This window comes from Gordonia sp. (in: high G+C Gram-positive bacteria) (assembly GCF_020438995.1).
Taxonomy (GTDB): Bacteria; Actinomycetota; Actinomycetes; order Mycobacteriales; family Mycobacteriaceae; genus Gordonia.
This window is the reverse complement of the sequence record NZ_JAGQTN010000137.1, coordinates 1-9093: the sequence shown is the minus strand read 5'-3', so window position 1 is coordinate 9093 and position 9093 is coordinate 1. Positions and strand designations below refer to the sequence as shown.

Genomic DNA, 9093 nt, shown 5'->3' with positions numbered 1-9093 from the left:
TGGCGTCCCGATGGCCGGACTCGTCGATGCGCTCGTAGATCTTCAAGCCCCACGGGACGTCGGTCTCGCGGCCGTACAACTCCTGGTTGAAGTAGTTGCCGAGACGCCCGATCGCCTGGGCGAGCAGAAGCGGCGGCGCGATCGCATCACCGAAGGCCGGCAGCTTGATGCCGTACTGGCGGGCACCGATCCACGCGCCGACCGCGCCGAGGGCCACCGCTCCCCAGATACCGAGGCCACCCTCCCAGATGCGCAGGGCATCTACCGCGTTCTTGCCGTCGTCGGGGGTATCACCGAAGTAGGTCTTCCAGTCGGTGATGACGTGGTAGAGCCTGCCGCCGATAAGGCCGAACGGTACCGCCCAGATGGCTATGTCGAGGATGTCGCCCTCGCGGCCACCGCGGGCCACCCAGCGGCGTCCGCCCCACCAGACCGCGACGATGATGCCCAGAACGATGAACAGCGCGTAGGCGCGCAACGGCACGGGGCCGAGATGCCATACGCCCTGTGACGGGCTGGGAATGTAGGCCAGAGGTGCAATGGTCACGCCTGCCAACACTAACCGACCGGCTACAGGGCCCGGTGGCCGCGGACACCTTCGGCCAGTTCAGCGACAAGTTCACGCAGCCTGTCCTGGCCGGCGTGCGCGGCGGTCACGAGCGCCGAGCCGACGATGACACCGTCGGAGTAGGCGGCGATCTCGGCAGCTTGCTCACGATTACGCACACCCAGGCCGACCCCGATGGGGATGTCGGAATAGGCACGGACCCGTGCGCACAGTTCGGGGGCCGCGTTGGACACGCTGTCTCGGGCACCCGTCACGCCCATCGTCGAAGCCGCGTAGACGAAGCCGCGGGAGGCGTCGACGGTGAGTGCGATCCGTTCGGTGGTCGATGACGGCGCGACCAGATAGATGCGGTCGAGGCCGTGCTTGTCGGACGCCTCGTGCCAGGCCGCGCCCTCCTCCGGGATCAGGTTGGGGGTGATCACGCCCGCACCGCCGGCCTCGGCCAGGTCATGGGCGAACCGATCGACACCGTATTGCAGGACCGGGTTCCAGTAGCTCATGACGACGGCGGCACCACCGGCCTCGGTGATGGCCTTGACGGCCGTGAACACGTCACGCACCCGCACCCCGTTGGTGAGGGCGAGTTCGGCGGCCTCTTGGATGGTGGGGCCGTCCATCACCGGGTCGGAGTAGGGCACGCCGACCTCGATGATGTCGCAGCCGGCCTCTACCATTGTCCGGAACGATTCGATCGACTTCTCGACGGTGGGATAGCCGACGGGCAGATACCCGATGAGGGCGGCGCGGCCTTCGGCCTTACAGCGGGCGAACACCGACGCGAGCCTGGATTCGGGGGCCGCCTTCACGGTCCCGGTTTCTGCCACGGCGCTCTCGCTGCTCATCACTGTTTCCCTGCGTTGTCGATGGCGTGCACGTCGTTCTCCGACGGCGGGGGGTCGAACAGGTTGAACCAGCGTCCGGCGGTGTCGACGTCCTTGTCGCCGCGCCCGGACAGACTCACCACGATGATGGCGCCTTCACCGAGTTCCTGGCCGAGTTGCAGCGCGCCGGCGACGGCGTGCGCCGACTCGATCGCCGGAATGATGCCCTCGCGCCGGGACAGCAGGGCGAGGGCGTCCATGGCCTCGGTGTCGGTGATGGGCCGGTACTCCGAACGGCCGATGTCCTTGAGGTAGGCGTGTTCGGGGCCGACACCCGGGTAGTCCAGGCCCGCCGAGATCGAATGCGATTCGATGGTCTGGCCATCTTCGTCCTGCAACAGGTACGAGTAGGCGCCCTGGAACGCGCCGGGTGTGCCGCCGGTGAACGTGGCCGCGTGGCGCCCCGTCTCCACACCGTCACCGGCCGCCTCGTAACCGACAAGGCGCACCCCGGCATCGTCGATGAAGGGGTGGAAGATGCCGATGGCGTTGGAGCCGCCACCGACGCAGGCGACGACGGCGTCGGGCAGCCGCCCGGCCTGTTCGAGGATCTGTACTCGCGCTTCGAGGCCTACGATGCGCTGCAGGTCGCGAACCATAGCCGGGAACGGGTGCGGTCCGGCGGCGGTGCCGAAGCAGTAGTAGGTGTTGTGGGCATTGGTCACCCAGTCGCGCAGCGCCTCGTTGATGGCGTCCTTGAGGGTGGCCGAGCCGTTGTCGACGGCGATCACGTCGGAGCCGAGGAGCCGCATCCGGGCCACGTTGAGGGCTTGGCGGTCGGTGTCGACGCGGCCCATGTAGATGACGCATTCGATGCCCAGCAGCGCGCAGGCGGTGGCGGTGGCCACACCGTGCTGGCCGGCACCGGTCTCGGCAATCACCCGCGTCTTGCCCATACGGTGCGCGAGCAGCACCTGCCCGAGCACATTGTTGATCTTGTGGGATCCGGTGTGGTTCAGGTCTTCTCGTTTGAGGAAGATCCGAGCACCGCCGGCGAACTCACTGAGCCGGGTCGCCTCGTACAGCGGCGACGGCCGTCCGGTGTATTGCCGCTGCAGGCGGTCGAGTTCGGCGAGAAAGGTGTCGTCGGAACGCACCTTGTCGTAGGTGGCGGTGACTTCCTCGATGACGGCCATCAGCGCCTCGGGAACGTGTCGCCCGCCGTATACCCCGAAGTGTCCCCCGGCGTCCGGTTCGATACTGGTCCGCGTCGTCAATCCCGTACTGGCCGTGGGAAATTCGGCCGTTTCCTGGGCATTGCTACCGGTCATGAACTCGCGGACTCCCTCATCATCGCACCGGCGGCCAGAACCCCCGGATACAACTGATCACACCCCGGAAATCCCCAGGGCACAAACTATTAAATACTCACGCGCCGAAAACTGCTCTCAGCGAACAGGTTTGGGGCACGACGGATGCGTACCGGCGGTCACCAGCTCGCTGACCGCGGCCCGCGGATCACCGCTGGTGACCAGACCCTCACCCACCAGAACGGCATCGGCTCCCGCACCGGCGTATGCCAACAGGTCGGCGGTGCCCCGGACACCGGACTCGGCGATCCGGATCACCTTGGTGGGCAATCCAGGTGCGATCCGGCCGAAGCAATCCCTGTCGACCTCAAGGGTTTTGAGGTTGCGGGCGTTCACACCCACCACCGATGCACCCGCCTGCAGTGCCCGGTCGGCCTCTTCCTCGGTGTGCACCTCCACCAGGGCCGTCATACCCAGGCTTTCGGTGCGGTCCAGCAGCGAGGCCAGCACGTTCTGTTCGAGAGCGGCGACGATCAGCAGGATCACGTCGGCGCCGTGCGCCCGTGCCTCATGGATCTGGTACGGCCCGACGATGAAATCCTTGCGCAGCACCGGGATCGAAACCGCGGCCCGGACGGCATCGAGATCGGCGAGCGATCCGCGAAATCGCCGCTGCTCGGTCAGGACGCTGATGATGCGGGCGCCACCGTCCTCGTAGGCCTTGGCCAGTTGTGCCGGATCGCCGATGCTGGCCAGCTCACCCTTCGACGGCGAAGCGCGCTTGACCTCGGCGATCACCCCGATGCCGGGCAGCCGCAGTGCGGCCGTCGCGTCCTTGGGCGGCGCGACCTTCTCCGAGGCCGTCTTGATCGCCGCGTAGTCGATAACGGCTTCGCGTGCGGCGACGTCAGCCTTGACTCCCTCGATGATCGAGTCGAGGACGGTCGGCGTGCTCACGGGTGGTCGGCCCCTTTCACCTGAAGTATGTGGATTAAGGGTAGACGCATCGGGAAACAGTGGTGATCGCGGGTACAACGCGGTCACCTGATGCGTGTCCCTAGTGGACGTCCGGATCGGTGCGAGGGTTGTCACCGACGTCGAGATCCGTCGGATCGAGACCGGTGTCAAGTGCGTCCCAGAGCATCCGCTCGCTGGTGCCGCCCTCGGCCGCCGACTCGCCCGGACTCTGCGCCTGCGCAGCTTTACGCTCCTCGTACTCGCGGAAGATCTCGCGCTCGGCGTCCTCGCGGCGCGCCGCGGGCGTCCGGTACTTCGATGCCGGCGCCGCACCGCCCCGGGCCGCCCGCAGCAGGAACACACCCGCCGCCACACATAGCGCGCTACCCGCCAGGACCGTGGCCACCGCCCACTCGTGGACGTCGACGAACAGCACCTGATAACGGTCGGGCATGTCGGCCACATCGCCTGCGTAGCCGGAGTCGGCGCCGTCTTTGAGCAATGAGATGACCGGGATCGCCGCCACCACCCCACCGGCTGCCACCAGGACCGCGATCAGCCGCAGACCCCAGCCCCGCACCGACAACGCGGCCGCGATCGCCGCGAGCAGCACCAGCGCGAGCGGCGTCAGCCACGGGCTCCAGTCCGAGCCCTTCACGTCGAACGCCCGCTGCCGCGTCAGTCCGTCGAGCGGTTCGGCCTCGACCCGGCACCAGTGCAACTGTCCGGCTGCCCAGAACACCACCGCCGCGAGTGCCAGCAGCAACGCCGCGATCATCTTGGTGCGGCGCACGCGGCGCTGGGTGTCGCCGGTCTGTCCGGATGGGTCGTCGGTCACGAAATGTCCCCGACGCGGCGCATCGTTCCCGCCGCCGCGATCGCGTTGAGGACGGCCATCGCCTTGTTCTTGGCCTCGGTGTACTCGTAGACCGGGTCGCTGTCGGCGACGACGCCCGCACCGGCCTGCACGAACGCCCGCTCACCGGCGAGGATCCCGGTGCGGATCGCGATCGCGGTGTCCGCGTTGCCGGCGAAGTCGAGGTAGCCGACGATGCCGCCGTACAGTCCGCGGCGGGTCAGTTCGTGTTCCTCGATCAGTTCCATCGCCCGTACCTTGGGCGCACCGCTGAGAGTGCCCGCCGGGAAGCATGCGGTGACCGCGTCCAAGGCCTCCTGGTCATCGCGCAGGGTGCCCGACACCGTCGACACCAGGTGCATAACGTGGCTGTACCGCTCGATGTGACAGTAGTCGGAGACCTTCACCGTACCGGGACGGCAGACGCGTCCGAGATCGTTGCGGCCGAGATCGACGAGCATCAGATGCTCGGCGTTCTCCTTGGGGTCCTCGAGCAGGCCCTTGCCCAGCAGCAGGTCCTCTTCCTCGGTCGCCCCGCGCCACCGGGTTCCGGCGATCGGATGTGTGGTGACCACCCGGTCGGCCACCGTCACCAGCGCCTCGGGTGAGCTGCCGACGATGGTGAACGGCTCCTGCGCGATCCCGTGTCCGGCGAGCTGACCGGTCGCATCCCCCGTCGCTTCGCTCGCCCCGACACCTCCCGTCGCTTCGCTCGCCCCGACACCCCCCGTCGCTTCGCTCGCCCCGACACCTCCCGTCGCTTCGCTCGCCCCGGGCATCCGCAACAGATACATGTAGGGGCTCGGGTTGGACGCGCGCAGCACCCGGTACACGTCGAGCGGGTCGGCCGTCGTCTCCATCTCGAACCGCACCGACGGCACCACCTGGAACGCCTCGCCGGCCTGGATCTCACCGACCATGGCCCGTACGACGGCACCGTATTCGTCGACGTCGCGCTGCGCGGTGTACTCGGGTGCGGGACGGTCGTACTGGGCGACGGTCGAGGCCAGCGGAGCCGCGAGCGCGGCGGTCATCGTGTCGAGCCTGCCGATGGCGTCGTCGTACGCATCGTGGACGCGATCGTCGGTGCCGTCCCAGTTGACGGCGTTGGCGATGAGGGTGATAGTGCCCTCGTGGTGATCGACCGCCGCTATATCGGTGGCCAGCAGCATCACCAGATCGGGCAGCCCGAGATCGTCGACGGTGGTGGACGGCAGATTCTCCAGCCTGCGCACCATGTCGTAGGCCATGAAGCCGACGAAACCACCGGTGAGCGGCGGCATCCCCGGCAGCGGGTCGGTGGCCAGCAGCTTCAGGGATGCACCGAGCACCTCCAGCGGATCACCTCCGGTGGGTGCGCCGTCGGGCACCGTCCCCCACCAGTGCGCTTCACCGTCGGCGACGGTCAGCGCCGACGGGGTGCCCGCGCCGATGAACGACCACCTCGACCACGAACGGCCGTTCTCCGCCGACTCCAGCAGGAAGGTGCCCGGACGGTCACCGGCCAGCTTCTGGTACGCCGAGAGCGGGGTTTCGGCGTCGGCGAGCACCTTGCGGGTCACCGGCACCACCCGGTGGTCACGGGCCAGGTCGGCGAACTCCTCGAACGTCGTCGTGTGCCCGAAGCCCGATTGCTGTACGGCCGCGCTCATCCGAGCGGCTCGCCGCCGACGCCCCACTGGGTGCGCGGGATCTCGTTGATGGTCACCCACACCGAGTCGGGGTTCTTGCCGGTGGCCCGGGCGTAGGCCTCGGTGACCGCGGCGATCGTCTCGCGTTTGATGCGATCGGACATGCCGGGGGTCTGGGAGATCTGGATCAAGGGCATCGTCTGCTCCTCAGCTCTCTGGTGTGTACGTCGGTTGTGGTGCGGTGACTTCGGGCAGCAGTGACGGGGTGTCGAAGCAGCTGTGGCTGCCCGTGTGACAGGCCGCACCGTCCTGGTCGACGATCAGCAGCAGCGTGTCGCCGTCGCAGTCGATGCGCACGTCGTGCACGTGCTGGAAGTGGCCGCTCGTCTCGCCCTTGACCCAGTACTGCTGCCGCGAGCGCGAGTAGTAGGTGGCGCGGCGGCTCTCCAGGGTGCGTTCGAGGGCGGTGTCGTCCATCCACGCCATCATCAGCACGATGCCGGTGCCGCGTTCCTGCGCGATCGCCGCGAACAGGCCGTCGGCGTTGCGGGTGAGCTTGGCGCTCAGTTCGGGATCCAATGCCATCGGAACCTCCCTCCTACCGGACCGTGATGCCGTCGGCGCGCATCGCGTCCTTGACCTGGCCGATGGTCAGTTCACCGAAGTGGAACACCGACGCCGCGAGCACCGCGTCGGCCCCCGCATGGACTGCGGGCGCGAAATCCTCGACCTTGCCCGCGCCGCCGCTCGCGATCACCGGCACGCTGACGGCCTCGCGGACCGCTTTGAGCATGCGCAGATCGAATCCGGCCTTGGTACCGTCGGCGTCCATAGAGTTCAGCAGAATCTCCCCCACGCCCAGGTCCTGGCCGCGTCGGGCCCATTCGACGGCGTCGATGCCGGTGCCCTTGCGGCCGCCGTGCGTGGTGACTTCCCAGCCCGACGGGGTGGGCCGCTCGCCGTCGGGAACGGTACGAGCGTCCACCGACAGCACGATGCACTGCGAGCCGAATCGTCGGCTCATCTCGTCGAGCACCTCCGGGCGGGCTATGGCGGCGGTGTTGACGCTGACCTTGTCGGCGCCGGCGCGCAGCATGGTGTCGACGTCGTCGACGGTGCGGATGCCCCCACCCACGGTGAGCGGGATGAACACCTGGTCGGCGGTGCGTTTGACCACGTCCACCATGGTGGCGCGACCCGAACTCGACGCGGTGACGTCGAGGAACGTCAGTTCGTCGGCGCCTTCGCGGTCGTAGCGTTCGGCCAGTTCGACGGGGTCGCCGGCGTCGCGGAGGTTCTGGAAGTTGACGCCCTTGACGACGCGACCGTCGTCGACGTCGAGGCAGGGAATAACCCGGACAGCTACTGGCATGTGACTACTCTTTCCACTCGCCGTACGAGGCCTCGGTGATGACGTCCAGCAGTTCGGAATGCAGCCCGGGCGCACCGACGACCAGCGAGGGCGAGTTGACAGTCCACGGTGCTCCGGCCAGGTCAGTGGCCACGCCGCCCGCTGCCCGCACCAGTGCCGTGCCCGGTGCGTTGTCCCAGGCGTGGCGGCCGAAGATCACCGCGCCACCGAAGATTCCGGCGGCGGTGAACGACAGGTCGACGCCGGTGCTGCCGGTCATCCGCACCCGTGCCGCCCGCGAGCTCAGGCCACGCAACACATCGGCACGCTGTGCACCGGGATAGCGGCCGCCATAGCCGGCATTGAACGGGCCGTAGGCAAGCACCGAGGTGGCCAGGTCCGTCTCGGTCAACGGTGGCGCCGGCTCACCGTCGACGAGCAGCGGACCGTCGACGTGCGCCGCGTACCGCCGGTTCTGCAGCGGCAGCCAGGTCAGTCCGAGGATCGGATCTCCGTCGACGACCAGGCCGAGCAGGATGCCGGTCAGCGGTACACCGGTGGAGTAGTTGAAGGTGCCGTCGACGGGGTCGAGCACCCACACCACGCCCGAGTCCGGGTCGGGACCGCCGAACTCCTCCCCGTGCACCGGGATCTGGGTCTGCTCGGCCAGTTCCGCCGACAGTCGGCGTTCGAGGTCGAGATCGACCTGGGTGGCGAAGTCGGTGGCGCCCTTGACGACCGCACTCGGTGCGCCCACCCCGGCGCGGAACTCCTCGACCGCGCCGTCGAGGATCGTCCCGGCCACATGCAGCAGACGCGGATAGTCCAGATCCGCGCTCACGCCCCGGACACCGCCTCCAGTGCCTGGGGCAGGGTGAAACGTCCGGCGTACAGGGCCTTGCCGACGATCGCGCCCTCAACACCGTGCGGCACGAGTCCGGCGATGGCCACCAGATCCTCGATCGCCGAGACCCCTCCCGAGGCAACGATGGGTGCGGACGTCTTCGACGCGACCTCGGCCAGCAGTTCAAGGTTGGGGCCCTTGAGGGTGCCGTCCTTGGAGACGTCGGTGACCACGTAGCGGGCGCAGCCGTCGTTGTTGAGGCGTTCGAGCACCTCCCACAGGTCGCCGCCGTCGGTGACCCAGCCGCGACCGCGCAGCCGCCAGGAACCGCCTTCGTTGATGACGTCGAGGCCGACGGCGATCCGGTCGCCGTATTCGGCGATCGCCTTGCGGCACCAGTCCGGGTTCTCCAGCGCCGCAGTGCCCAGGTTGACGCGGGTGCAGCCGGTGGCCATCGCCGCGGCCAGCGAATCGTCGTCGCGGATACCGCCCGACAGTTCCACCTTCACATCGAGTTCGGCGACCACAGCCGCGAGCAGTTCACGGTTGTTGCCTTTACCGAAGGCGGCATCGAGGTCGACGAGGTGGATCCACTCGGCTCCGTCCCGCTGCCACGCGAGCGCAGCCTCGCGCGGTGACCCGTACGAGGTTTCGGTGCCGGCGGCACCCTGCACCAACCGGACGGCCTGCCCGTCGGCGACGTCGACTGCGGGGAGGAGTTCGAGGGTTGTGCCCATCGGTTGTGGTGTTCCTGT

Annotated in this window: 11 protein-coding genes; all 11 read right to left on the bottom strand. The window is 68.3% G+C overall.

Annotation, left to right across the window (positions count from 1 at the left end; genetic code table 11):
- Positions 1 to 547: prolipoprotein diacylglyceryl transferase family protein (locus KDB67_RS10660; protein ID WP_291015598.1), on the bottom strand; the 547-nt coding region annotated here is incomplete at its 3' end.
- Positions 548 to 570: 23 nt separating this feature from the next.
- Positions 571 to 1410, bottom strand: coding sequence for a tryptophan synthase subunit alpha (gene trpA, locus KDB67_RS10655; protein WP_291015597.1), 840 nt, complete (start codon positions 1408 to 1410; stop codon positions 571 to 573).
- On the bottom strand, positions 1410 to 2720 hold the full coding sequence (trpB, locus tag KDB67_RS10650) for a tryptophan synthase subunit beta (RefSeq protein WP_291015596.1): 1311 nt from the start codon (positions 2718 to 2720) through the stop codon (positions 1410 to 1412). Before trpB ends, trpA begins: the two co-directional genes overlap by 1 nt.
- Positions 2721 to 2837: 117 nt before the next feature.
- Entirely contained in the window at positions 2838 to 3656 is an 819-nt protein-coding gene (trpC, locus tag KDB67_RS10645; RefSeq protein WP_291015594.1) for an indole-3-glycerol phosphate synthase TrpC, read from the bottom strand.
- Positions 3657 to 3756: 100 nt separating this feature from the next.
- The gene (locus tag KDB67_RS10640) at positions 3757 to 4434 is read right to left on the bottom strand and encodes a TIGR02234 family membrane protein (protein WP_291015600.1); all 678 of its coding nucleotides are present in this window, start codon (positions 4432 to 4434) and stop codon (positions 3757 to 3759) included.
- 56 nt (positions 4435 to 4490) lie between these two features.
- Complete coding sequence (locus KDB67_RS10635) at positions 4491 to 6164, bottom strand: anthranilate synthase component I (RefSeq protein WP_291015592.1); 1674 nt, start codon at positions 6162 to 6164, stop codon at positions 4491 to 4493.
- Positions 6161 to 6340: a 4-oxalocrotonate tautomerase family protein gene (locus tag KDB67_RS10630; RefSeq protein WP_213243634.1), complete on the bottom strand. Its 180-nt coding sequence runs from the start codon at positions 6338 to 6340 to the stop codon at positions 6161 to 6163. Before KDB67_RS10630 ends, KDB67_RS10635 begins: the two co-directional genes overlap by 4 nt.
- A gap of 10 nt (positions 6341 to 6350) precedes the next feature.
- Positions 6351 to 6728, bottom strand: a complete 378-nt coding sequence (hisI, locus tag KDB67_RS10625) for a phosphoribosyl-AMP cyclohydrolase (protein WP_291015590.1) — start codon at positions 6726 to 6728, stop codon at positions 6351 to 6353.
- 13 nt (positions 6729 to 6741) lie between these two features.
- A complete protein-coding gene (hisF, locus tag KDB67_RS10620) occupies positions 6742 to 7515 on the bottom strand; it encodes an imidazole glycerol phosphate synthase subunit HisF (protein ID WP_291015589.1) in 774 nt (257 codons plus the stop codon).
- Positions 7516 to 7519: 4 nt separating this feature from the next.
- Positions 7520 to 8335: an inositol monophosphatase gene (locus tag KDB67_RS10615; protein WP_291015587.1), complete on the bottom strand. Its 816-nt coding sequence runs from the start codon at positions 8333 to 8335 to the stop codon at positions 7520 to 7522.
- Positions 8332 to 9075 carry a bifunctional 1-(5-phosphoribosyl)-5-((5-phosphoribosylamino)methylideneamino)imidazole-4-carboxamide isomerase/phosphoribosylanthranilate isomerase PriA gene (gene priA / locus KDB67_RS10610; RefSeq protein ID WP_291015599.1) on the bottom strand — a complete coding sequence of 248 codons (744 nt, stop codon included), beginning with the start codon at positions 9073 to 9075 and terminating at the stop codon, positions 8332 to 8334. Before priA ends, KDB67_RS10615 begins: the two co-directional genes overlap by 4 nt.
- Positions 9076 to 9093 lie beyond the last annotated feature (18 nt).